A 23,309-nucleotide genomic window follows, 5' to 3' on the forward strand; every position below is an offset into this window, starting at 1 on the left:
CCATGGGCGCACCTTTGAAAAATGCCCTGCACGAGGGCGTGGCCGACGCGATCGGCTTTGTGCTCGGCGCCCTGCTGGGCTGGCAGCTTGGCTTGACGCTGGGCTTTGACTTCGTCAGCTCCAGCGCCTGGGGCGTGAAGGAGATCACCGGCCTGCTCTTCATCCTGGCCGGCTGCGGCCTGGGCCGCCTGATTTGCCGGGAACTGCTGGCGCGTTGGCGCCTGCGTCAAAACAAGTCCTGAGCAGCGGGCCGCTCGGCCCTCTGCCGTCCAGCCGTTTAAGCGCGGAAGGTTGGTCCCACCCGTACCGACCCGCAACAGCCCACAGCGGCGCCCCTTCGCGCACCTCAAGGATCTCAGCACGATGAGCAAGAAGAATCAGCCCTTCAATGTCGAAGCCCTGTGGCAACTTGAGCGCGTCGGCGCGCCCAGCTTGTCGCCCGATGGCGCGCAGGCGGTGGTCAGCGTCAGCAGCTACGACATGGACAAGAACAAGGGGGCCAACCACCTTTATCTGCTGTCCACCCTGGGCGGCGAGCCGCGCCGGCTGACCTCGGCCGGTGAGAAAGATGGCAGCCCGCAGTGGAGCCCCAGCGGTGAGCAAATCGCCTTCATCGCCCGGCGCGAACAAGAAGGCAGCAAGGACGAAGAAGCACAGCTCTACCTGATCGCACCCGATGGCGGCGAAGCACGCCGCTTGGGTTCTGTCGCCACCGGGGTGGAAGCCTTCAAATGGTTTCCGGACGGGCGCCACATCGCCTTCATCTCCTGGGTCTGGCCAGCGCTGAAAGGCGCCAAGGCGCAAGCGCAAGCCCTGACCGACTTCAAGGCCCGCAAGACCACGGCCTACGCCACCTCAGAGGCGCTCTACCGCTTCTGGGACCACCATATTCCGCAAGGCCGGGTGCCGCACCTCCACGTCATTGACGTGGCCAGCGGCAAGACGCAGGACTTGTTCGAAGGCAGCGACATCAGCCTGAGCTGGACCGAGGCCGATGAAGACTGCTTCGACATCTCACCCGATGGCCGGCGCATCGTCTTCGCCTTCGACCCCGCCGCAGAGAAGCGTTTAGATAGCCGCTTTGCCCTGGGCGAGGTGGAGGTCAAGAGCCGCAAGATCAGAACCTTGTTGCAAGAGCCGGACTGGCATCTGCAAGCGCCGCGCTACAGCCATGCCGGCCAGCACCTGGCCTTTGTCGCCAGCCACCAAGGCCAAAAGCACAATATGCCGTCGCAGCTGGCGGTGCTGGACACACATGGCGCCTGGGCCGTGGTGTCGGAAGACTGGGACCATGAGGTCGACGCCCCCTTGAGCTGGGCCGAAGACGATCTGAGCCTGCTCTTCACCTCCGAAGAGCGCGGCCGCCGCCATCTGTGGCATTTCGATCTGCCTGGCCAGAAAGTTCAGCGCATCGTCGAAGGCGGCAATATCACCGCCTTCGCCCAGGCCAACGGCACGCTGGTGCTGGCGCACGACAGTGTTCAACACCCCACCCGCATCACGGTGCTCAACGCTGACGGCCAAACCCAGCGCATCGAGCAGTTCAATGACAAGCGCCTGGCCGACTACCGCTTTTCACGCCACGAAGAAGTGATCGTTCAGGGCGCGCAGAACGACCCGGTGCAGATGTGGCTGGTCTACCCGCCGGACTTCGATGCCAGCAAGCAATACCCGGTGATGCAGGTGATCCACGGCGGCCCGCATACCGCTTTCGGTGATTCCTGGCATTGGCGCTGGAACCATCAGGCGTTTGCCGCGCAGGGCTATATCGTCGCCTGCGTCAACTACCACGGCTCATCGAGCTTCGGCTACGCCTTCAAGGACGCCATCACCCACCGCTGGGGCGAGTTGGAATTGCAAGACGTCGAAGCCGGCACCGACTATCTGCTCCAGCAGCCCTGGGTCGATGCGCACCGCATCTTCGCCACCGGCGGCAGCTACGGCGGCTATATGGTGGCCTGGATGAATGGCCATGTGCCTGCAGGGCGCTACCAAGCCTATGTCTGCCATGCCGGCTGCTACGACTGGCAAGCCATGTTCGCCGACGATGCCTACGCTTGGCATGCCAAGGAATTGGGCGCTTGGTATTGGAACGATCCCGCCAAGATCGCCTCGCAAAGCCCGCACAGCTTTGCCCAACACATGCAAACGCCCACCTTGGTGATTCACGGCGCCAAGGACTACCGCGTGCCGGATGCGCAAGGCCTGGCCTACTACAACACCCTCAAGGCCCGGAATGTGGATGCGCGCCTGCTGTGGTTCCCGGACGAAAACCACTGGATCTTGCAACCGCAGAACAGCCGGCTTTGGTACGGCGAGTTTTTTGACTGGCTAAAAAGCCATGACTCGGTGGCGGGTGCTGGCGCCAAGCCAAGCAAGGCTGCAAAGGCAACGAAGGCCGAGAAGCCTGGAAAGAGTGACAAAGCAGCCAAGGCCCGCAAGGCCAAGAACTGAATCCGGAGCGCGCCTGCCGGGCTTTGCCCCGGCGGCCGGCCATGCCTAAAAGCCAAGCGAAATACCGAGCCAAAAACCCAGCCATTGAGGCCAGAGTGCGAGCCAGGGCCGCCCTGTGGATAATCGGACTCAGCCCTGTCTCCCCGCCCCCATGCTGATCAAATTCTTCTACACCTTGCGCGCTGCCAAGCTGCCGGTTTCCGTGCGGGAATTTCTCAGCCTGCTCGAAGGCTTGCAGGCGGGCGTGATCGGCGCCGATGGCCCGCCCTCGACCGAGGATTTCTATTTCCTAGCCCGCACCACCCTGGTCAAGGACGAAGCCCATTACGACAAGTTCGACCGCGCCTTCGCGGCCTACTTCAAGGGCGTGGAGCTGCTCACCGACTTCAGTAAAGACGTGCCCCTGGAATGGCTGCGCAAGCACCTGGAGCTGGAGCTGACGCCAGAGCAAAAAGCCGCCATCGAGAAGATGGGCTGGCAGGAGTTGATGGACACGCTCAAGAAGCGCTTCGAGGAGCAAAAAGAGCGCCACGAAGGCGGCAACAAATGGATAGGCACCGGCGGCACCAGCCCCTTCGGCAATAGCGGCTACAACCCGCAAGGCATACGCATTGGCGGCGCCAGCCGCAACAAGAGCGCCGTCAAAGTGTGGGAGCAGCGCGCCTACAAAGACTACGACGACCAGTTGGAGCTGGGCACCCGCAATATCAAGGTCGCCCTGCGCCGGCTGCGCCGCTTCGCCCGCGAAGGCTCCGAGCTTGAGCTCGATCTGGATAACACCATCCACAAAACCGCCGCCAATGCCGGCATGCTGGACATCCGCATGATCCCGGAACGCCACAACAAGGTCAAAGTGCTCTTGTTGATGGATGTGGGCGGCACCATGGACGAGCATATCCACCGCGTGGAGGAGTTGTTCTCGGCCGCCAAGACCGAGTTCAAGCACCTCGAGTTTTTCTACTTTCACAACTGCGTCTACGACTTCGTCTGGAAGAACAACCGCCGCCGCTTTGCCGAGAAGACCTCCACCTGGGACATCATCCGCAAGTACAACCGCGACTACAAACTGATCTTCGTCGGCGATGCGACGATGAGCCCTTACGAAATCCTTCAGCCCGGCGGCAGCGTCGAATACAACAACGAAGAAGCCGGGGCCGAATGGCTGCAACGCCTGGCCAATGCCTTCCCGAAGTACGCATGGATCAATCCCGAACCGCAGGGCGTATGGCAGTACCGCCAGAGCGTGGCCCTGATTCAGCAACTCATGCATCAGCGCATGTTCCCTCTGTCTCTGGTCGGGCTGGAAGCCGCCATGCGTTTGCTCAGCAAATGAGCTTGGCGCCCTGGCGCGCCGCTGGCCTGGGCCTGTGTGTCGCATTGCTGAGCGGCTGCGCCAGCTTCACCAAGCAATTCGGCAATCCCATCAGCGAGGCCAAAGCCGCGCTCGGTGCGCTGGTCCCCGGTCAGCAGGCGCAAGGTCGCCTGGTGGCCGAGTACAAGCTGGTGGTGCTGGCACCCGATGCCACGCTGCGCGACATGCTGTCCGAGCATCTGGACCTGGCACGCTTTCGCAATGCGCCGGAAGATCAGCGCCTGGGCAGCCAGGAACTGGCCCGACTGACCAAGGCCGCGCCCGAGCAAGCCCAAGCCTTGCTGGAGACACAAGGCTATTTCAATGCCCAGGTGGAAGCCACGCGCGACACCAGCCAGACACCTATCGTCGTCACCGTCAGCGTCACCCCAGGCCCGCGCACCACGGTAGGCAAGCTCAAGCTGAGCTTCCGCGGCGAGGTGGCCGCCGGCCTTGTTGAGCCGCCTGCAGCCGACACATCTGCAGTCAACCCGGACGAGAGCAGCGACGCCACCACCAACCCCGCCAGCCCCGCCGCTTCGGTCCCATCCACCGCGGCATCCAGCACAGCATCCACCACAGTGACAAGCACGGGGGCAGCCGAACAATCGACCAACCAAGGCGCAGCGCCTTCAACTACCCCGCCAGCCCCCCTTTCAGCCGCCGAGCAAGCCGCCAATCAAGCGAAAGAGGCCCAAGCCGAGCGCGTGCGCCAAACCCTGCAACAGAACTGGCGTTTGAAAGAAGGCCAGGCCTTTGTTCAAGGCGATTGGTCCTCCGCCAAGTCGGCCCTGCTGACCCAGGCCCGCGCCCAGGGCTATCCGCAAGCGAAGCTGGAAAGCTCCAGCGCCGACATCGACGCCGAGCGCAACAACGCCGAGCTGAGCCTGGTGATGGACAGCGGCCCGCTCTATCGCCTGGGCGACTTGCGCATCCAGGGCCTGAAGAATCAGCCACGCGAGGTGGTCGAGCGCCTGGCCGGCTATCAAGTCGGCGAGCCCTATACCGAACGCGCGCTGCTTGATTTTCAAGAGCGCCTGATCAAGACCACCTTGTTCGACAACGCCACCGTCAGCATCCGCCCCGAAGCCGGCGGGCCGACGCTGGCGCCGGTGTGGGTGGATGTGCGCGAGGCGCCGCGCCAGCAACTCACCGCCAGCCTGGGTTTCAGCACCGGCGACGGTCCGCGCTTGGGCCTGGACTACACCCACCGCAAACCGCTGGGCCTGAATATGCGCTCGCGCATCAAGCTCAATGTCAGCCAGAAAAACCCCTGGCTGGACTGGGAGTTGAGCTCGCATCCGCGCACCGATATGCAGCGCGACCTCGCCGCCCTCTTCGCCGAGCGCGTGCCCGAGGGCGAGAAGGTCACCATCAATGTGCGCGCCCGCCTGGGCCGTTTGCGTGAGACCCTGCAAGACGACCGCATCTATTTTCTTGAAGTGCTGCGCGCCCGCGAAACCGACCCGCAGCAAGTAGTCAGCAGCGGCGCGATTTCGGCCAATATCCAATGGACTCGGCGACGTGTGGACAGCACGCTCAAGCCCAGCGACGGCTATACCGCCAGCCTGCTGCTGGGCCTGGGCCGGGCCGACAACTCGGTCGCCAGCAGCGGCGCCTTCGGTCGCAGCGAATTGGTGCTGCACGGCTACAAGCCCTTGCCGGGCGGCTGGTTCGGCAACGCGCGCACGAACTGGTCACAGGTCTACGCGCAGCCGCAGGTCGGTCTGCCTGAAGCCCTGCGCTACCGCGCCGGTGGTGACGACTCGGTGCGCGGCTATGGCCTGCATGACCTGGGCCCGGTGGATGCCAACGGCAACCCCACCGGCGGCAAAGTGATGTGGACCGGCAGCATCGAGCTGGCGCACGCCTTCACAGCCACCTTGCCGGATCTGATGGGCGCCGCCTTTGTGGACGCCGGCCACACCGCCATGAACTGGGCCGAGCTGCGCCCCACCCTGGCCAGCGGCCTGGGCCTGCGCTACCGCAGCCCGCTCGGCACCCTGCGCCTGGATTACGCCCATGCGCACGCCACCGGCAAATGGCGTTTGCACTTCAGCGTGGGCATCGCACTGTGAGCATGAACGAGACTCCCGAGCCCCAAGCGCAAGGCCAAGCCCAGGCACCTGCCCCGGCGCCGGCGCCGATCAAGGCCAAGAAGCCACGCAGCCGCGCCCTCTTGCCCGGTATGTTGGCCCTGCCGGTGCTGCTGTGCGCGGTGGGCATCACCGGCTGGTGGGCGGTGGCCACCGAGCCGGGCACGCAGCAGTTGCTGAATCTGGTACCAGGTCTTGCCGTTGAGCAAGTCCAAGGCAGCCTGAGCGGTGAGTTTTCGGCCAAGCGCTTGCGCTACACCCTGCCCGGCGGCAGCGATCAAATCGAATTGCAAGGCTTGCGCTGGCAAGGTCTGCAGCTGGCCTGGAACCGCAGCCCCGCGCTGTGGGCCGACATCAGCTTGCAGCGCTTGCATGTCGAGCGCCTCACGCTGGCCCTGGCCCCCAGCACCGAGCCCACGCAAGCACCGACCTCCCTACTCAGCCCCCTGGGCCTGCATGTACGCGAGCTGAGCATTGGCAGCATTCACAGCCCGGAGCTGGGCGACAAGCCCCTGCGCGATTTGCGCGCCAGCCTGGACATCAGCGCGGCCCAAGGTCAGCAACACCAGCTCACCCTGCATCACCTGGCCTGGGACTTGATGCAGGCCTCCGGCCAACTGACCCTGGGCAGCCAGGGCACGCTGCCGCTGGACGCGCAGCTGCAGCTGCAAGCCGCGGCCACCGAGGACGGCCTGCCCGCCTGGAGTGCGCAAGTGATGGCTAAAGGCCCGCTGCAGCAGTTTCAGCTGCAAGGCCAGCTGAGCGCGCAAGCCCAGCAACTGCAGGCCCACGCGCAGGTGCAAGCTTTCGCCGCCTGGCCGCTGCAGTCTTTGCAGCTGGATGCCAAGGCTTTGGATCTGGCGGCCTTGCTGTCCGGCGTGCCGCGCACCGCACTGACGGGCTCGGCCACCCTACGAGCCCAGGCCGCTGGCGATGCGAATGCAGCGCAGACCCTGGCCGTGCAGGCCCAGCTCAGCAATGCCGCGGCGGGCACCTGGAACCAGGCCCTGCTGCCGCTGCGCAGCCTCAAGCTGGACCTGAGCTTCCAGCCGGCTGACCCGGCGGCTTTGCAAATCAAAACCCTGGACTTGGCGCTGGGCAGCGCTAGCCAGCCAGCCGGGCGCCTGAACCTGGTCGGCAATAGCAGCGCGGCCCAAGGCGTCAAGCTTGCCATCGCTCTGGAGCAACTGCGCGGCGAAGGGCTGGACACGCGCTTGCAAGGCTTGCAGGCCAATGGCCGCATCGAGCTGAGCACCCGCCAGGCCATCAATCAGCTGAACCAGGCCGGCGCCGACCCGCAACTCAATCTGAACGCCCAGCTCAAGGGCCAATGGCTGGCCCGCAAGCCATTGGCCGAGCCCAATCTGCCGCTGAGTCTCCAACTGCAGGCGCAACTGAGCCGCCAAATGGTCACGCTGCCCAGCTTCGCGCTCAAAGTGGGTCTGAGTGAACTGACCGGCAGCGGCGAACTCAAGCTCAAGCAGGCCTTCAGCCTGCAGCAAGGCTGGCAGCTCAAGACGCAAGCCAAGGGCCATGCCCCGGATCTGCGCCGCTTTGTGGCCGGTCTGCCCGGCAGTGCCTGGCAGCAAAAAGCGCAAGCCCTGGACCTCAAGCTCGACGCCAATTTGCAGGCCGGCCCCAGTACCGCCAAGGCCGGCCCGCTGCAAATGGCTCCGCAAGGCACGGCGGCCTTGCAAGTGCAAACCAGCAATCCGAGCGGCCCCGTTCTGAGCGGCTTGTTGAATTACGAACGCCAGGCTGCGGGCACGCCCAAGGCCATGCTGGAGCTGCAAGCCGGCCCGAATCAGCTGCGCGGCGAAGCCAGCCTGTCCGCGGCGGAGCAGCTGCAGGCCAAGCTCAATATCAACGCCAGCCAGCTGAATTCCGCACAGGCTTTGCTGGCCAGCTTCTTGCCTGGCGCCCGGCTGAGTGGCAGTTTGTTGGGCAATGTGAGCCTGCAACTGCAGCCCGAACCCGGCAGCAGCAATGCGAAGTCAGCCAAATCAGTCGCACCGGCCTGGGCCTGGCACACTGAGGCCGATTTGCGCGGCAGCGGCCTGCAGTTGCAAAACATCACCGGCCCGCAAGGCGATGCGGCAGGCTTGACCGAGCTGGGCGGCGCGCAGCTGCAATGGGCGCTCAGCAGCGGCTTGACGCAGCCGCAATCGGCCCAGCTCAGCCTGCAGAAGTTTTCCAGCCAGGGCTTCGCTCTGCCGCAGGCCAGCCTGCAACTCAAGGGCACTTGGGCGCAGCACAGCCTGCTGCTTGACGGCAGCGTCGAGGGCAAAGTGCCGGCGGCCCTGATCCCGCCCGACCAGCCCAAGAACCTGATCGCCCGCGGCCCCATCAAGCTGGAATTGCAAGCCGGCCTGGACGCCGCCCCGCTCAAGCTCTGGCGCGATGGCGGGCGCTGGCAATTCAGCGGCGGCAAGTTGCTGGCCCGGCCGCAAGACAGCGCGCTGGCACCCTGGCTGCAGGCACAAAATTTAAGCGGCCAGGTCAGCTTCGCGGCGCTGGGTCAGCTCAAACAGGCCGAACTCAAACCCGGCCGCCTGGACCTGCTGGGCGCCGGCCTGCGCTGGCAGCAAATGAGTTGGGCCGGAGAGCAGCAGATCGCGCTCGACCTGAACATCGAACCGCTGGCGGTGGCGCCCCTGCTGGCGCGCTGGCAGCCCGACTTCGGCTGGGGCGGCGACCTGGTGGTGGCCGGCTATGCCCGCATCAGCAGCCAGCCCAAACTGCAGGTGGACATCGCGCTGGAGCGCAGCCGCGGTGACCTCAGCGTCACCGACGACAACGGCACGCAAATGCTGCAGCTCACCGATCTGCGGGTCGGCCTGATCGGCAGCCCGGGCCTGTGGCATTTGACGCAGGCGGCAGCGAGCGTGCCCGGCGGCGCGCTAGCTGGGGCGCTGACGGCGCGCAACACGGATGGCCAGCTCTGGCCCGGCCCCAACTCGCAGCTGCAAGGGGTGCTGGAAGCCCAGGTGACCAATCTCAACACCTGGGGCGCTTTGCTGCCGGCCGGTTGGCGCGTCGGTGGCAGCTTCTTGGCCAGCGCCAGCTTCGGTGGCCGCCTGGGTGCGCCTGAAATCACCGGCCTGGCCAGCGCCGAGAAGCTGTCCCTGCGCAACCCCTTGCTGGGCGTGGACGTCAACGAAGGCGAGTTACGCCTGACGCTGAGCGGCGGCAAGGCCCAGCTGGAAACCTTCAAGCTGCGCGCCGGTGGCGGCGAGTTGAGCGCCGCCGGCCTCATGCAGCTGGGCGCCAAGCCGCATGCTGAGTTGCAGGTCAAGGCGAACAAGTTCGCGCTGCTGCGTCGGGTCGATCGGCGCTTGTCGGTCAACGGCCAGCTGCAAATGCTGACCGACCCCAAGTCCTTTGATTTGACCGGCCAGCTGGATGTGGAGGAAGGCCTGTTCGATTTCTCCCGCAATAACGCGCCCGAATTGGATGACGATGTGAAGGTGCGCCGCCCGGCCAAGGCCGCCCCGCAGGTCGCCGACAAGGCCACGACCAAACGCAGCGTCAAGGTCAAGCTCGACATCGACCTGGGGCAAAAGCTGCGCGTGCGCGGCCACGGCCTCGACACTTTGCTGGCCGGCAAGCTGGTGTTGACCCAAGCCGCCAGCGGCCCGGCGCTGAACGGCCAGATCAAGGCGGTCAAGGGCAGCTTCGACGCCTATGGCCAAAAGCTCACGGTCGAAAAAGGCCTGATCACCTTCACCGGCACGCCGGACAACCCGCGCCTGGACGTGCTGGCCCTGCGGCCCAACAAGCTCAACAGCAGTGCCAATGACGATGTGCAAGTCGGCGTCACCGTGACCGGCACCGCGCAGTCGCCGCGCATCAAGCTCTACTCCGACCCCGAGATGCCCGAGAGCGCCAAACTCTCCTGGCTGCTGCTGGGCCGCGCGCCCGACCAGGTGGAGGGCAACGACGCCGCCATGCTGCAAAGCGCCGCCCTGGCCCTGCTGGCCGGCGACGGCGAAGGCGTCACCACCAAGGTGATGAAGACCGTGGGCCTGGATGAGCTGTCATTCGACGGCAAGGGTAGCGACTTCAAAGGCACCGTGGTGCGGGTGGGCAAGAATTTGTCGGAGCGCTGGTATGTGGGCTACGAGCGCGGGCTCAATGCCACCACCGGCGTCTGGCAGCTGATCTACCGGGCTGCACAGCGCTTCACCCTGCGCGCCCAATCGGGCGATGAGAACGCGCTGGACCTGATCTGGCAGTGGAAGTGGGAGTGATCGTGAGAACGAACGCGGCCGAACTCATGCGAGAATCCGGCCCGCCCTGAGCCACGCGGCACAGGGACTGTCTCTCCGTAGTTCAATGGATAGAACGGCCGCCTCCTAAGCGGCAAATACAGGTTCGATTCCTGTCGGAGGGACCAACTCAAGTCCAAGAGTCCGGTGGACTCTTGGATTTGAGTTGGAAGATCAGCCGGGTTCATCTGCCCGCGCCCATAACCAAGCCCGTCTGTCCGGTGGACCCTTGGGTTTGAGTTGGAAGATCAGCCAGGTTCATCTGCCCGCGCCCACAACCAAGCCCGTCTGTCCGGTGGACTCTTGGGTGTGAGTTGGAAAGACAGCCTGGCGCATCTGCCCGCGCCCAGGCCTTGCTTCAGCGCTTGCGCAGCGCCCGAGACAACATCACCACCGGCACCAGGCCAACCAACACAATCGCCAGCGACGGCAATGCGGCCTCGCCCAGGCGCTCATCGCGGGCCAATTGATAAGCCACCACCGCCAAGGTATCGCTGTTGAAGGGTCGCAGCACCAGGGTGGCGGGCAGTTCCTTCATCACATCCACAAACACCAGCAAGGCGGCGGCCAGGGCCGAGCGGGCCAGCAGCGGCGCGTGCAACTCAATCAGCAGGCGGGCCCGGCTGGCGCCCAGCAGGCGGGCGGTTTCGTCCACATTGGGCGAGATGCGCGAATAGCCCGACTCGATGGACTGCAAGGCCACGCCAGAGAAGCGCACCAGGTAGGCATAGATCAGGCCGGTGATGGTGCCGGTCACGATGGAGGTTAGGCCCAGCTCCGGCGCATGGGTCTGCAACCAACCCAGGGGTAGCAAGATGCCCACGGCGATCACCGCGCCGGGCACGGCGTAGCCCAAGGCCACCACGCGGGTGGCACCCTTCAGCAGCGGGCCACCGCCACCGATGCGGGTGGCAAAGGCCAAGGCCAGGGCCAGGCTCACGGCCAGCAGCGAAGCAATGCCGGCCAGCTTCAAGCTGGTCAGCGACCAATCGACAAAGCGCAGCAGCGGCAGGCCGAATTCGCCGTAGCGCGCTTCCAGCCACATCAGCTTGAGCAAGGCCAGCAGCGGGAATACAAAGCCCAGCAAGATCGGCAAGGCGCACAGCAAAACGGCGCCAGCCGCTGCAGCGCCGCGCAAGCGCATGGCGCGGGCCTCAGCAGCGTGCTGAGCGCCGCTGCGGCTGGCACCGAAACGCAGGCGGGCTTGCGAGCGCCGCTCCAGCCACAGCAAGGCCCCCACCACCAAAAGCAGCACCGAGGCGAGCTGGGCCGCCGCCATGCGGTCATTCATCACCAGCCAGGCTTTGTAGATGCCGGTGGTAAAGGTCGTCAGGCCGAAATAGGCACCCACACCGTAATCCGCCAAGGTTTCCATCAAGGCCAGCGCCAGGCCCGCAGCCAGGGCCGGGCGCGCCAGCGGCAAAGCCACCTCGCGCACCCGCCGCCAGCTGCCCGCGCCAAGCAGGCGGGCCGTTTCCATCAAGCCAACAGCGCGCTCGGCCAAGGCGGTACGCGTCAGCAGATAGACGTAGGGGTAGAGGCAGAGCACGAACAGAACGATGGCGCCGGGCAGGCTGCGCACATCGGGCCACAGGGCGCCTTGCAGGCCGGTCCAGTCACGCAGCAGGGTCTGCAGCATGCCGCTGTACTGCAAGGCGTCGGTATAGGCATAGGCCGCCACATAAGCCGGCATGGCCATGGGCAAGAGCAAAGCCCACTCAAACACCCGCCGGCCCGGGAAATCAAACAAGCTCACCGCCACTGCCGTGGCCCCGCCCAGCAGCAGCACCCCGGCGCCCACGCCCAGGCACAGCAGCAAAGAGGCCCAGGCGTAGCCCGCCAGCACGGTGCTGAGCTGATGTTGAAGCAGGGCCCAAGCGGCCGCGTCCAAGGCCAGCCAGGAGCCAAGAACGCCCAGCACCGGCAGCGCCAGCGTCAGGCAAATAAGGGTAATCAGTCGCAGCATGCGCTTCGTCAAACAAAACAAACAAACGCGAACAATGCGCATTTGCGATAGCCCGCTATCATACGGCCCATGTTTCTAGCTCTTGACCGCGTCGGGCTGCGCTACCCGGGGCATTCGGCCGCTACCGCTGCCACCACCGCTCGCGCCGGCACCGGCGCGCAAGCCGTTCAACAACTCAGCCTGAGCCTGACCACCGGCCAAATCGGCGTGCTGATCGGCCCCTCGGGCTGCGGCAAGACCTCGCTGCTGCGCTGCATCGCCGGGCTGGAGCGGCTGGAGACCGGCCGCATCAGCATCGCCGGCGAAACCCTGGCCGATGCCAGCCAGGGCCTGCACATCGCCCCTGAAGCCCGCCGCATCGGCATGGTGTTTCAGGACTACGCTCTGTTCCCGCACCTATCAGTGGCCGACAACGTCGGTTTCGGCCTGCGCCACCTGGCCCGCACCCAGCGCGCCGAGCGAATTCAAGAGGTACTGGACTTGGTGGGCCTGGCCCACGCCGCCAAACGGGCACCGCACCAGCTTTCGGGCGGCCAGCAGCAACGGGTGGCACTGGCCCGCGCCCTGGCGCCGGCGCCGCGCTTGCTGCTGCTGGACGAGCCCTTCTCCAGCCTCGATGTGGACTTGCGCGAACACCTGTCGCAAGAGTTGCGCGGCATTCTGAACCGCAGCGGCACCACCGCCCTCTTCGTCACACACGATCAAGCCGAGGCCTTTGCCATCGGCGATGTGGTGGGCGTGATGCACCAGGGCCAACTGGAGCAATGGGACGCGGCCTACACCGTCTACCACCGCCCGGCCACGCGCTTTGTGGCCGACTTCATCGGCCACGGCGTCTTCACCCCCGGCCATATCGTGGTGGGCCCCAACGGCCCCGAGGTGCAGACCCCCGTGGGCGCGCTGATCGACGCCGAGGCCTGCGCGCTGGCCAGCGCCTACCCCGGCGGGCGCTGCGATGTGCTGCTGCGCGCCGACGACATCATCCACGACGACCTGGCCCCAGTGCAGGCGCAGATCGAACGCAAGATCTTCCGGGGCGCCGACTTTCTTTACACCCTGCGCCTGGCCAGCGGCGAGCGCTTGATGGCCCATGTGCCCTCGCACCACGACCATCATGTGGGCGAGTGGATTGGTATTCGCGTCAACGTCGACCATGTGGTGACCTTTCCGGCCGCGTAAAGAAGCGTTAAACCTGGCGCTGCAAGCCAAAACTTCGCTTGAAAACGCCGAATTGCACCGTCAAATAGGGGTGTCTGCCCTCTGTGGGTAGAAGCGCGGGGCCTATACTTGAAGTGCAAATCCTTGCGGCCACGCGCCTGCAAACATCGTCTTTTTTCGCTCTCATCCGGGGCTTACGCAAAATTGATTCGGTCAGGCTTGATTCAGTCAAGCAAAGCGCCAAAAACAGCCCGTCTGTCCAGCGCCATGCTTGAAAGCCGCGAAGTCGGTTTTGCGTAAGTCCTGCCAAAGAAGGAATCGCTCGCATCATGGGTGCCAAATTGAAAGTAGCCGGCTGGGTCGCTGTAGGCGCCGTTGCCGGCGCGCTGACCACGATGCAATTCCAGGCCAACGCGCGCAGCAGCCTGTCGCCCCTGCCACTGGAAGAGCTGCAGCAACTCGCCGCCGTCTTCGGCATGGTCAAGTCCGACTATGTTGAGCCGGTCGACGAAAAGAAACTCATCAACGATGCGATCGCCGGCATGGTGTCCGGGCTGGATCCGCATTCGCAGTTCTTCGACAAGAAGAACTTCAAAGAATTCCGCGAAGGCTCGACCGGCAAGTTCGTCGGCGTTGGCATCGAAATTGGCATGGAAGACGGCCTGGTCAAGATCGTCTCGCCGATCGAAGGTTCTCCCGCCTTCCGCGCCGGCCTCAAGAGCGGTGACCTGATCAGCAAGATCGACGACACCGCCGTGCGCGGCCTCACGCTCGACGCCGCCGTCAAGCGCATGCGCGGTGAGCTCAACACCAAGGTTCAGCTGACCATCTACCGCAAGAACGAGAACCGCACCTTCCCCGTCACGATCACGCGCGAAGAAATCCACGCCCAGAGCGTGCGCTCCAAGATCATGGAGCCAGGCTACGCCTGGTTGCGCGTCAGCCAGTTCCAAGAGAGCACGGTGGATGACTTCGTCAAAAAGCTCGAAGAAATCTACAAGGCCGAACCCAATCTGAAGGGCTTGGTGCTGGACCTGCGCAATGACCCGGGCGGCCTGCTGGACGCCTCGGTGGCGATCTCTGCCGCCTTCTTGCCGCGTGATGTGGAAGTGGTCAGCACCAACGGCCAGATTCCAGAATCCAAGAGCAGCCTCAAGGCCAACCCCGAGTCCTATGCCCGCCGCGGCGGCGCTGACCCGCTGCGCAAGCTGCCGGCCGCACTGAAGAAGGTGCCGCTGGTGGTGCTGGTGAATGAAGGCTCGGCTTCGGCCAGCGAAATCGTGGCCGGCGCCCTGCAAGATCACAAGCGTGCCGTCATCATGGGCGCGCAGACCTTCGGCAAGGGCTCGGTGCAAACGGTGCGTCAACTCGGCCCTGAGACCGCGCTGAAGATCACCACCGCGCGTTACTACACGCCCAGCGGCCGCAGCATCCAGGCCAAGGGCATCGTGCCCGACATCATGTTGGACGAAACGGCAGAGGGCAATGTCTTCGCCGCACTGCGCATGCGTGAAGCCGACCTGGAAAAGCATCTGAACGCCGGCAAGGACGATCCCGCCAAGACCGAAGCGGCCGACAAGGCCCGCGAAGCCGCCCGCGAAGAAGCGCGCCAGAAGCTCGAGGCTGAGTACGCCAAGAAAATGGAGCCGCCCAAGCCGCTGCCGGAGTTCGGCTCCGCGCAAGACTTCCCGCTGACCCAGGCGCTGAACAAGCTCAAGGGTGAAACGGTGATCGTGTCCAAGACCGCGATTGAGCGCAAGGCGGAAGCCAAGCCGGCCGAGTAAAGCACCCACAAGCGCTCACCAGCACTCGCAAACAGAGAAGCCCGCTGACCCAGCGGGCTTTTTTCATGGTGCTGGGGCGATATGCTGGCGCCCATGAACGACGAACAACTGCTGCGCTATTCACGCCACATCCTGCTGGACGATATTGGCATCGAAGGCCAAAGCCGCCTGCTGGCCGCCAAGGCCTTGATCATTGGTGCCGGCGGGCTGGGCTCTCCGGTCGCGCTTTACCTGGCCTCGGCCGGTGTGGGCGAGCTGACCCTGGTTGATGACGACACGGTGGACCTGACCAATCTGCAGCGCCAGATCGCCCACACCAGTGCCCGCGTCGGCCTGCCCAAGGTCGAATCCATGCAGCAAAGCCTGGCCGCCATCAATGCCGATGTGCGGGTGCGAACCATCCAACAACGCGCCGACGCCGCCCTGTTGGACGAGCTGGTGGCACAGGCCGATATCGTGCTGGACTGCTGCGACAACTTCGCTACCCGCCAAGCCATCAACTCCGCCTGCGTCAAGTACGGCAAGCCGCTCGCCTCGGGCGCGGCGATTGGCTTCGACGGGCAAGTCAGCCTGTTCAACAGTCGCCAGGCCGATTCGCCCTGCTACGCCTGCCTGTTCCCGCCAGAGAGCGCGGTTGATGAAGTGCGCTGCGCCACCATGGGCGTGTTCGCGCCGCTGGTGGGCATCATCGGCAGCATGCAAGCGGCTGAAGCGCTCAAGCAACTGATTGGACTGCCTACGCCGCTGAGCCGGCGCCTGCAGATGCTGGACGCGCGCCGCATGGAGTGGACCGAGATTGAAGTTCGCCCCGATCCCAGTTGCCCGGTTTGCGCCCAGTCCCGGCAAAACTGAGCGGAAAAACTGAGAGGAAAAACGCCCATTTGGCACGCTGCAAAGCAGCGACCAAGCCTGCGAAACTAGCACCATGAACAAACGCAAAGACCTCACCCTGCGCAACTTCCCCAGCGCCAAAGAAGAAGTTCGCGCCACCCGGCCCCTGCCCAATTACGACGGCCCGGAAAGCGCCTACCGCCTCGCCTTTGACGACAGCGAGTTTCTGCTGCGCGACGATCTGCGCCCGGTGCGCATGCAGTTGGAGCTACTCAAGCCCGAGCTGGTGCAGCACGAGCAAGGCATCAAAAGCACCATCGTGATCTTCGGCAGCGCCCGCATCAAGTCGCGTGAGGACGCCCAGCGCGCCCTGGAGCAGGCGCAAAACAGCCAGGCCGCCCAAGCCGATAACGCCACGCTCAAACGTGCCGAGCAACAGCTGCGCATGAGCGACTATTACGAAGAAGCGCGCCGATTCGCCAATATCGTCACCCGCGCCTCGGTGGAGCGGGCCGACCCGATCTACATCGTCACCGGCGGCGGCCCCGGCATCATGGAAGCCGGCAATCGCGGCGCCTACGAAGCGGGCGGCAAAAGCATCGGTCTGAACATCGTGCTGCCGCATGAGCAGATCCCCAACCCCTACATCACGCCGGAGCTGTGCTTCCGCTTCCACTACTTTGCGCTGCGCAAGATGCATTTCTTGATGCGCTCGGTGGCCCTGGTCTGCTTCCCCGGCGGCTTCGGCACGCTGGATGAGTTGTTCGAGACCATGACGCTGATCCAGACCGGCAAATGCCGGCGCCGCCCCATTCTCTTGTTCGGCCGCGATTTCTGGACCCGGCTGATCAACTTCGAACTCTTGATCGAAACCGGCATGATTACGGCGGGCGACGAGAAGCTCTTCCACTTCGTCGAAACCGCCGAAGAAGCCTGGGCGCTGCTGGAATCGACCTATGACCTCGATCCCATGCCCGTGGGTGGCGACGGGGTCTGATCGCCCGCGCCAAGCCTATCGCCTGCCGGGGCGATAGACTGCTGGCCTGACGACATCGGCCGGCTGAGGCCAAACGCCCCTCAGCCCACCACTCCCCTGCAAGGAATTCGCATGACCACCCTCAGATCCGTATCCCTGATCGGCGCGCCCACCGACATCGGCGCCGGCGCACGCGGCGCCAGCATGGGCCCCGAAGCCCTGCGCGTGGCCGACCTGGCCGCCGCATTGCAAAGCCATGGCGTTGAAGTCGCCGACCGCGGCAATCTGCTCGGCCCCGCCAACCCCTGGCTGCCGCCTGTTGACGGCTACCGCCACCTGAATGAAGTGACGGCCTGGAACCAGTCCGTCCACGATGCCGTCTACGCCGAACTGAAGCTCGGCCGCATGCCCATCTTGTTGGGCGGCGACCATTGCTTGGGCCTGGGCTCCATCAGCGCCGTGGCCAAGCATTGCCGCGAAGTTGGCAAGAAGCTGCGCATCTTGTGGCTGGATGCCCATGCCGACTTCAACACCAGCCAGCTCACGCCCAGCGGCAATATCCACGGCATGCCGGTCGCCTGCCTGTGCGGCTTTGGCCCGCAGCAGCTGATCGAGATCGGCGGCCAGGTGCCGGCCATCAGCCCGAAGTGGGTGCGCCAGATCGGCATCCGCAGCGTCGACGCGGGCGAAAAGCGCTTTGTGCATGAGCAGGAGCTGGAAGTCTTCGACATGCGCTACATCGACGAGATGGGCATGCGCCACGCGATGGAACTGGCCCTGGCCACGCTGGACGCCAACACCCATCTGCACGTCAGCTTCGACGTCGACTTCCTCGACCCCGACATCGCCCCCGGCGTTGGCACCACCGTGCCCGGCGGCCCCAGCTACCGCGAAGCCCAGCTGTGCATGGAAATGATTGCCGACACCGGCTTCATGGCCTCGCTGGATGTGATGGAACTCAACCCCGCACTGGACTTGCAAAACAAGACCGCCAAGGTGGCGGTGGACTTGATTGAGTCGCTGTTTGGCAAATCAACGCTCATGCGCAAGTAAGTTTGCCCAGCCGGTGGCTGAGGGCAAGAGTACCTTGATGTGATTCTTATGACTTTGCGGGACAGACCGAGCCGTACGCGGCGAGCTCTGTCCCCAACTGTTCAAGCCCTGCCCTTGGCAGACGGCAAATCAACTCTCATGCGATTCTTATGACCTTGTGGGACAGACCGCGCCGTACCCCGGCGAGCTCTGTCCCCAACTGCTTTGGCCCGCCCCGCAGCGGCAAGCTGCTAGCGCAAGTCCTCAAGCACTAACGATCCATCCCTCCAAGGGATCCATTCCAGCCGGCAGACCAAAGTTCGCCTGCCGGCTCGCCCAAGCCGCCTGCAGCAGGCATAACACCGCATCCAAGCGGTCACCGCTGGCATCATCAATCAAGGCATCGCGCTGGGCGTGGCTGAGCTTCAGGCGCAGCCCCAAGCGGCTGCGGCCTTGTTCCAGCGCCTCGATCAAATCCTTGCGGGCAATCAGGCGCTCCGGCGTTTGCTTGAGCTTGTCATCGCTTTTGTAGCTGCGCCGCCCCAGAATCTCCCGCGCCAGCAGGCCGGGATAGGCCTCCAAAGCCTGCCGCTTGGCATCGCCGACATGCAGACCCGGCAATGAAACACCCGCCTGCAAAAGCAGGGGCACCCCCGCGTGCAGCATGAAAGCCACTGGCGGGTTGACCCACTTCATGCTGGGGGACGAACCCGCCGGCCCATCACAGGCGCGGTGGGCGAATTTACCCCCGACCGGCCGGGCCGCGCAAAAGGCTGCGAACAAGCGGCGGATGTCCTCGCGCGGCAGCTGGGTGTAGTGGCGCATCAAGCCCAGCCAATCCTGCGGCCAACCCAAGTGATCGACGAGCTCCCGAGGCAAGCCAAAGGGCAAATCGAAGCCACCCACCCACGCACCGGGCTGGGCCAGAAACTCACCGAACTCGCCCAAGCTGTCGAAACTGCGCAGCCCATCCAGGCGCAAGACCTGACCCTGCGGGGCTAGATGGCCTTGCGCCATCACGATAGGTTTGCGCCGGCTCGGTGCGCTGCTGAAATCCACCCCAATGATCGGAGTTGGGGACATAGGAGGCGTGCTTTGTTTTGTCGCGCTAGAGTGCATGCTCAGCAATGTAGCTTTGAACAAAATCGGAGACCGCGCATGGCAGACAAAGACACCCCGGCCGAAACGGACAAGCACCGGCGTGAGCCCCCCAGCCCCGAGCTTCCCGTCGAGCGACTGGTCACCACCGAACACAAGCTGAGCATCGGCAAGACCACCCTCAACTACCAAGCCACTTGCGGCACCGTCGTCTTGCGCGAGCCCGATTCCAGTGAGCCCGAAGGCAAGGGCCAGTCCAAGGGCGAGAAGGCGCGTGCCAGCATCTTCTTCATCGCCTACACGCTCAAAACGCCGAAGACGGCAAACCCAACAAGCGCGGCCAAGAAGCCAGCGCAGCCACGCCCCATCACCTTCAGCTTCAACGGCGGGCCGGGCTCGTCCAGCGTCTGGCTGCATCTGGGCCTGCTGGGGCCCAAGCGTGTGCCCACCGATGCGATGGGCCAATGCGGCACGCCGCCCTATGCGCTGACGGATAACGAATTCACGCTGCTGACCGACTCCGACCTCGTCTTCATCGACCCCGTGGGCACCGGCCACTCGCGCGTCGCCGAGGGCGAAAAGATGGCTGAGTTCCACGACTACCAGCGCGACCTCGACGCCGTGGGCGAGTTCATCCGCCTCTACCTGACCCGCCACGGGCGCTGGTCCAGCCCCAAATACCTGATCGGTGAAAGCTACGGCACCACCCGCGCTGCAGGCCTGTCGCGCCACTTGCAAGACAAGCACAACATCCACGTCAACGGCTTGATGCTGGTGTCGATGGCGGTGGACTTTCAAACCCTCAGCTTCGACCACGGCAATGAGCTGCCCTACCCGCTCTACCTGCCCACTTACGCGGCCACGGCCTGGTACCACCACGCCTTGTCAACGGCCATGCAGAAGAAGCCGCTCAAGGCCGTGGTGGCCGAGGCCGAGACCTTTGCCAATACCGACTATCTGCTCGCCCTGATGCAGGGCTCACGCCTGAACCCGGAGCGCCGCGAGCAGATTGCCGAGCGCCTCGCTCAGCTCACCGGTTTGAGCAAAGCCTATGTGCTGCGCTGTGATCTGCGGCCGAACGAGTTCCGTTTTTTCAAGGAACTGCTGCGAGACCGGGGCCAGACCGTGGGCCGCCTGGACAGCCGCTTCCTGGGCCTGGACCGCGACGATGCGGGCGAGCAGCCCGAGGACGATGCCGGCATGAACAATCTGGTGGGCGCCTACGCAGTCGGCATCAACCGCCTGCTGCACGAGACCCTGGGCTACAAGAACGATGCGCCCTACACCGTCATCGCCCCTCTGTGGAAGAGCTGGACCTGGAAGGGCTTCGAGAACAAATACGTCAACGTCGGCGACAGCTTGCGCCGCGCGATGCACGCCTGCCCGGATATGCGGGTCTATGTGGCCAGCGGCTATTTCGACCTGGCCACGCCGCACGCGGCGGGTGACTACACCCTCTCCCACCTGGGCCTGCGCGCACCGCTGACGGACAATGTGCAAGTCAGCTATTTCGAGGCCGGCCACATGATGTACATCCACCCCCCATCGCTGGCCCGCATGGCCACCGAGCTGCGCCAATTCGTGCGCAGTGATTTGAACGCCTCAACGTCAGCGAGCTCGAAACAATGAGCCACCCCATCCTGGTTGAAGTGCTGCGCGGCGCGCATGTGGAGTCCGCTCACAGCGGCTCCCTGGCCATCGTCGACGCCGACGGCCGCCTAGTGCGGGCGCTCGGCGATATCGAGCGGCCGATCTTCCCCCGCTCGGCCGTCAAGGCCTTGCAAGCCCTGCCCTTGGTGGAGAGCGGCGCGGCCGATCGCTTTGCGCTGACGGATGCGGAGCTGGCCATCGCCTGCGCCTCGCACAGCGGCGAGCCGGCGCATGTCGCCACGTCACTCGGCATGCTGAACAAGCTGGGCTTGGACGAGCGCGCGTTGGAATGCGGCAGCCACTGGCCCAGCCGCGAGCCGGTGTTGCGCGGCATGTTGGCGCGCGGAGAAACAGCCAGCGCCCTGCACAACAACTGCTCGGGCAAACATGCAGGCTTTGTTTGCGTGGCCTGCCAGATGGCGCTGGCGCAAGGCCATGAACCCGCAGAGTTTGTGCGCGGCTATATCGCGCCCGAGCACGCCTTGATGCGCGAAGTCAGCGCGGCACTGGCCGCCGCCACCGATTGCGATTTGAGCCAGGCACCGCGCGGCACCGACGGCTGCTCCATCCCCACCTACGGCATCCCGCTGCGCAATTTGGCGCTGGGCTTTGCACGCCTGGGCACCGGCCAGGGCCTGAGCGCTGGTCGCGCCGCTGCCGCCAAACGCCTGCGCCAGGCAGTGGCGGCTGCGCCGTTTTTTGTGGCCGGCAGCGAGCGCCTGGACACCGTGCTGATGCAGGCCTTGGGTGAGCGCCTGTTCTGCAAGGTCGGCGCCGAAGGCGTCTACTGCGCCAGCTTTCCTGAGCTAGGCCTGGGCCTGGCCTTGAAGATCGACGACGGCCAGGTGCGGGCGGCCGAGTGCGCCATGGCGGCCATCGCGCAGGCCCTGCTGCCCACACCAGGCGAGGAGGCTTCCGCCTTGCTGGCCCACTATGCCGACATGGCCTTGCACAACTGGCAAGGCGTGCATGTGGGCGCGGTGCGGGCCAGTGCGGCGCTGCGTTAAGTTCAGTCCGCCGAGCGCAACTCGGCGGCAGCGTCAAGTGACATCAAGCGGCAGCAATCGGCTTTAAGCCGCTTCAAGCCAGCTTGAACACCGCCACCGATTTGGCCAGCTCATCGGCCTGACTCTGCAGGCTTTGCGCAGCGGCGGCGGACTGTTCCACCAAGGCCGCGTTCTGCTGCGTCATATTGTCGAGTTGGCTGATGGCCTGGCCGATCTGGCCAATGCCGGTGCTCTGCTCGGCGGTCGAATGGCTGATCTCGGCCACGATGCTGCTGACGCGGCCAATCGAGGCAATCACCTCCTGCATGGTGCCGCCGGCACGCTCCACCAAGGCGGCGCCGGCCTCCACGCTTTCGCTGCTGGCGGTGATCAAGCCCTTGATCTCTTTGGCCGCTTCGGCCGAGCGTTGTGCCAGTGAGCGCACCTCGCTGGCCACCACGGCAAAGCCCCGGCCTTGCTCACCCGCACGAGCGGCTTCCACCGCCGCATTCAGCGCCAGGATATTGGTCTGAAAAGCGATGCCGTCGATGGTGGAGATGATGTCGCTGATCTTGTTGGACGAGGTACTGATGCGGCTCATGGTGCTGACCACCTCGCCCACCACCGCCCCGCCGCGCTCGGCCACCCCGGCCGCCTCAGCAGCCAACTGATTGGCCTGCCGGGCCGAGTCGGCGTTATGTTTAACGCTGGCGGTCAGCTGTTCCATGGCCGCCGCGGTCTGCTCCAAATTGGAGGCCGCTTGTTCGGTACGGTGGCTAAGGTCATGACCGCCGGCGGCCACCTCGGCGGCCGCCGTGGCGATGCTGTCGGTCGCGCCGCGCACATTGCCAACCACATTGCGCAAGGAGTCCTGCATGGCCTTGACGCCACGCATCAGGTCCCCCGTTTCACTCTTGCCGCGCGGGACAATTTCTTCACTCAGATCCTGCCCAGCAATACGCACGGCCGACTCTTGAAGCTCGCTCAAGGGTTGCAAGATCGAGCGGATGTTGAAGAAGGTGTAGAAGCAAATCAAGATCAGGCTGCCGACCAGAATGAGCTGCAAACTCATGCGGATGCGCCGCTCATGAGCGGTAATTTGTGCGACCCCTTCTTCGGCGTCCTTATCGATCGCCGCCACCAGTTCGGCGAGCTTCTCCTCCAAGGGGCGCACGGCTTTCTTGGCATCGCCCAAGGCCTTATTGGCTTCGGACGGGTCTTGAAAGGCCTTGTCGCGCAGCTTACCCATGAAGACTTCCATCTCGGACTTGTACTTAGCCAAGCCTTCTTCGATGGATTTGTTCAGCTCCCGCTCAACCGGTGGAATGTCTAATTTAGCGAACTGCTGTTCTGCCTTGAGGAATCGCTCATGCGCCTTGATCCAATCGCCGCGATACTTTTCCACCGCGGCCGCATCGGCCAGATTGATCAGCATGTCCTTTTCATAACGGCGCAAATTGCCGGCTTCGCCGCGCAAGACCGATACATAAACCAGGGACTGGTTGTCGTTATCGACAAAGTGTTGAAACGCGGCGGTGGACTGACTCAGGCTGTACAAGCCCATGCCCCCCACCAAGAGCAATAAGCCCATCGAGATGGCGGCCAAGGCATACAAGCGGGCGCGCACTGTGAAATCCTGCAGATTCAGCATCGTCGGCT

Annotated in this window: 15 protein-coding genes and 1 tRNA gene; 13 read left to right on the plus strand and 3 right to left on the minus strand. The window is 64.6% G+C overall.

All coding sequences use genetic code 11. The features are described from left to right. Positions 1-2: 2 nt before the first annotated feature. The 6 genes from AT984_RS13345 to AT984_RS13370 all read left to right on the plus strand — a co-directional run bounded on the left by AT984_RS13345 (position 3) and on the right by AT984_RS13370 (position 10,297). Positions 3-242 carry a hypothetical protein gene (locus tag AT984_RS13345; RefSeq protein ID WP_058720505.1) on the plus strand — a complete coding sequence of 80 codons (240 nt, stop codon included), beginning with the start codon at positions 3-5 and terminating at the stop codon, positions 240-242. A gap of 121 nt (positions 243-363) precedes the next feature. Then, the gene (locus AT984_RS13350) at positions 364-2,454 is read left to right on the plus strand and encodes a S9 family peptidase (protein WP_082680012.1); all 2,091 of its coding nucleotides are present in this window, start codon (positions 364-366) and stop codon (positions 2,452-2,454) included. 151 nt (positions 2,455-2,605) lie between these two features. Beyond that, positions 2,606-3,787 carry a vWA domain-containing protein gene (locus AT984_RS13355; RefSeq protein WP_058720506.1) on the plus strand — a complete coding sequence of 394 codons (1,182 nt, stop codon included), beginning with the start codon at positions 2,606-2,608 and terminating at the stop codon, positions 3,785-3,787. Further along, positions 3,784-5,883 carry an autotransporter assembly complex protein TamA gene (locus AT984_RS13360; protein WP_058720507.1) on the plus strand — a complete coding sequence of 700 codons (2,100 nt, stop codon included), beginning with the start codon at positions 3,784-3,786 and terminating at the stop codon, positions 5,881-5,883. The genes AT984_RS13355 and AT984_RS13360 overlap by 4 nt, the downstream gene beginning before the upstream one ends. Before the next feature lie 2 nt (positions 5,884-5,885). Then, positions 5,886-10,151 carry a translocation/assembly module TamB domain-containing protein gene (locus AT984_RS13365; protein WP_058720508.1) on the plus strand — a complete coding sequence of 1,422 codons (4,266 nt, stop codon included), beginning with the start codon at positions 5,886-5,888 and terminating at the stop codon, positions 10,149-10,151. A gap of 71 nt (positions 10,152-10,222) precedes the next feature. Further along, positions 10,223-10,297, plus strand: a tRNA-Arg gene (locus AT984_RS13370). 230 nt (positions 10,298-10,527) lie between these two features. Here the strand turns inward: AT984_RS13370 and AT984_RS13375 are convergent. Further along, on the minus strand, positions 10,528-12,135 hold the full coding sequence (locus AT984_RS13375) for an ABC transporter permease (protein ID WP_058720509.1): 1,608 nt from the start codon (positions 12,133-12,135) through the stop codon (positions 10,528-10,530). 69 nt (positions 12,136-12,204) lie between these two features. On the opposite strand from AT984_RS13375, the gene AT984_RS13380 reads away from it, so the two are divergent. The 5 genes from AT984_RS13380 (at position 12,205) to rocF (ending at position 17,937) form a co-directional block, all read left to right on the plus strand. Further along, positions 12,205-13,314, plus strand: a complete 1,110-nt coding sequence (locus AT984_RS13380; RefSeq protein ID WP_058720510.1) for an ABC transporter ATP-binding protein — start codon at positions 12,205-12,207, stop codon at positions 13,312-13,314. Positions 13,315-13,622: 308 nt separating this feature from the next. After that, on the plus strand, positions 13,623-15,077 hold the full coding sequence (locus AT984_RS13385) for a S41 family peptidase (RefSeq protein WP_058720511.1): 1,455 nt from the start codon (positions 13,623-13,625) through the stop codon (positions 15,075-15,077). 93 nt (positions 15,078-15,170) lie between these two features. Next, the gene (locus AT984_RS13390) at positions 15,171-15,929 is read left to right on the plus strand and encodes a HesA/MoeB/ThiF family protein (RefSeq protein WP_058722319.1); all 759 of its coding nucleotides are present in this window, start codon (positions 15,171-15,173) and stop codon (positions 15,927-15,929) included. A gap of 73 nt (positions 15,930-16,002) precedes the next feature. Further along, positions 16,003-16,905: a TIGR00730 family Rossman fold protein gene (locus AT984_RS13395; RefSeq protein ID WP_058720512.1), complete on the plus strand. Its 903-nt coding sequence runs from the start codon at positions 16,003-16,005 to the stop codon at positions 16,903-16,905. Between the two features lie 111 nt (positions 16,906-17,016). Continuing rightward, positions 17,017-17,937: an arginase gene (rocF, locus tag AT984_RS13400; protein ID WP_058720513.1), complete on the plus strand. Its 921-nt coding sequence runs from the start codon at positions 17,017-17,019 to the stop codon at positions 17,935-17,937. A 243-nt stretch (positions 17,938-18,180) separates the two neighbouring features. Here the strand turns inward: rocF and AT984_RS13405 are convergent, their stop codons facing one another. Next, on the minus strand, positions 18,181-18,999 hold the full coding sequence (locus AT984_RS13405) for a DUF429 domain-containing protein (protein WP_058720514.1): 819 nt from the start codon (positions 18,997-18,999) through the stop codon (positions 18,181-18,183). 75 nt (positions 19,000-19,074) lie between these two features. Between AT984_RS13405 and AT984_RS13410 the strand changes: the two genes are divergently transcribed. Beyond that, positions 19,075-20,643, plus strand: coding sequence for a S10 family peptidase (locus tag AT984_RS13410; protein ID WP_058720515.1), 1,569 nt, complete (start codon positions 19,075-19,077; stop codon positions 20,641-20,643). Further along, positions 20,640-21,671, plus strand: a complete 1,032-nt coding sequence (locus AT984_RS13415) for an asparaginase (protein ID WP_058720516.1) — start codon at positions 20,640-20,642, stop codon at positions 21,669-21,671. The genes AT984_RS13410 and AT984_RS13415 overlap by 4 nt, the downstream gene beginning before the upstream one ends. A gap of 73 nt (positions 21,672-21,744) precedes the next feature. Here the strand turns inward: AT984_RS13415 and AT984_RS23855 are convergent, their stop codons facing one another. Next, positions 21,745-23,301 (minus strand): methyl-accepting chemotaxis protein, encoded by a 1,557-nt coding sequence (locus AT984_RS23855; RefSeq protein WP_058720517.1) that lies wholly within the window; start codon positions 23,299-23,301, stop codon positions 21,745-21,747. Between the last annotated feature and the right edge of the window lie 8 nt (positions 23,302-23,309).

It is taken from the genome of Paucibacter sp. KCTC 42545 (assembly GCF_001477625.1).
GTDB lineage: Bacteria > Pseudomonadota > Gammaproteobacteria > Burkholderiales > Burkholderiaceae_C > Paucibacter_A.

Bases quoted from the DNA above. Each gene is read 5' to 3' on its own strand.
- AT984_RS13345 (WP_058720505.1), top strand. From the start codon at position 3: ATGGGCGCACCTTTGAAAAATGCCCTGCACGAGGGCGTGGCCGACGCG.
- AT984_RS13350 (WP_082680012.1), top strand. From the start codon at position 364: ATGAGCAAGAAGAATCAGCCCTTCAATGTCGAAGCCCTGTGGCAACTT.
- AT984_RS13355 (WP_058720506.1), top strand. From the start codon at position 2,606: ATGCTGATCAAATTCTTCTACACCTTGCGCGCTGCCAAGCTGCCGGTT.
- AT984_RS13360 (WP_058720507.1), top strand. From the start codon at position 3,784: ATGAGCTTGGCGCCCTGGCGCGCCGCTGGCCTGGGCCTGTGTGTCGCA.
- AT984_RS13365 (WP_058720508.1), top strand. From the start codon at position 5,886: ATGAACGAGACTCCCGAGCCCCAAGCGCAAGGCCAAGCCCAGGCACCT.
- AT984_RS13375 (WP_058720509.1), bottom strand. From the start codon at position 12,135: ATGCTGCGACTGATTACCCTTATTTGCCTGACGCTGGCGCTGCCGGTG.
- AT984_RS13380 (WP_058720510.1), top strand. From the start codon at position 12,205: ATGTTTCTAGCTCTTGACCGCGTCGGGCTGCGCTACCCGGGGCATTCG.
- AT984_RS13385 (WP_058720511.1), top strand. From the start codon at position 13,623: ATGGGTGCCAAATTGAAAGTAGCCGGCTGGGTCGCTGTAGGCGCCGTT.
- AT984_RS13390 (WP_058722319.1), top strand. From the start codon at position 15,171: ATGAACGACGAACAACTGCTGCGCTATTCACGCCACATCCTGCTGGAC.
- AT984_RS13395 (WP_058720512.1), top strand. From the start codon at position 16,003: ATGAACAAACGCAAAGACCTCACCCTGCGCAACTTCCCCAGCGCCAAA.
- rocF (WP_058720513.1), top strand. From the start codon at position 17,017: ATGACCACCCTCAGATCCGTATCCCTGATCGGCGCGCCCACCGACATC.
- AT984_RS13405 (WP_058720514.1), bottom strand. From the start codon at position 18,999: ATGTCCCCAACTCCGATCATTGGGGTGGATTTCAGCAGCGCACCGAGC.
- AT984_RS13410 (WP_058720515.1), top strand. From the start codon at position 19,075: ATGGCAGACAAAGACACCCCGGCCGAAACGGACAAGCACCGGCGTGAG.
- AT984_RS13415 (WP_058720516.1), top strand. From the start codon at position 20,640: ATGAGCCACCCCATCCTGGTTGAAGTGCTGCGCGGCGCGCATGTGGAG.
- AT984_RS23855 (WP_058720517.1), bottom strand. From the start codon at position 23,301: ATGCTGAATCTGCAGGATTTCACAGTGCGCGCCCGCTTGTATGCCTTG.